Genomic DNA, 534 nt, shown 5'->3' with positions numbered 1-534 from the left:
GGCCGCATTGTCTTTAGCTTTTCGGATATCACTTTCCTTGAAGGAATACTGTTTAGTCATGTTCTCAACGGCTCCATAGTATCGCCTTAATGAATCCTGAAAAGCCGGTTGGGTAAGAAACCATTTCGTTGTATCCGTAACTGCTTCCTTCACATCTTCAGGCATGTATTGATAAGCCACTCTGCCTTTATCCGGAATCATCTCACCAATGATCTTAATCTGATTCATAACCTCTTTTTGATCGTTGGTATAAAGCTTGGGCGCAATACCAATTTGTCCCGAACCCATGCTTTTAAGTTCAGTTTCGATATCACGTCCAAGATCCTTCACTTCCCTCATAAGGTTAACAACGTTACCAAGTTCGTCTTTACTCATGTTCCTTATCAATTCTCGCGCTGCTGTTTTCTCTTGATTTAAAAGCATACGCTCATCGGCATAAATCTCCTTAGCAAAGGTTCGTTTGATGTCTTCCATCTGTTTGGAATTAACAATACCTTTTCGGCGTATAGGGTTTTTCTCCCACATCACTAAATG

The 534-nt window shown here is 40.8% G+C and carries 1 pseudogene; it reads right to left on the bottom strand.

Going from position 1 to position 534, the window contains the following annotated elements:
- Window positions 1–474 (bottom strand): annotated as a pseudogene (locus tag C3B52_RS35840) (MobP3 family relaxase); the annotation flags it as partial.
- Window positions 475–534 lie beyond the last annotated feature (60 nt).

It is taken from the genome of Brevibacillus reuszeri, assembly GCF_002897295.1.
In the GTDB taxonomy this organism is placed as follows: domain Bacteria; phylum Bacillota; class Bacilli; order Brevibacillales; family Brevibacillaceae; genus Brevibacillus; species Brevibacillus reuszeri_A.
This window is presented reverse-complemented; position numbering and strand designations above follow the sequence as displayed.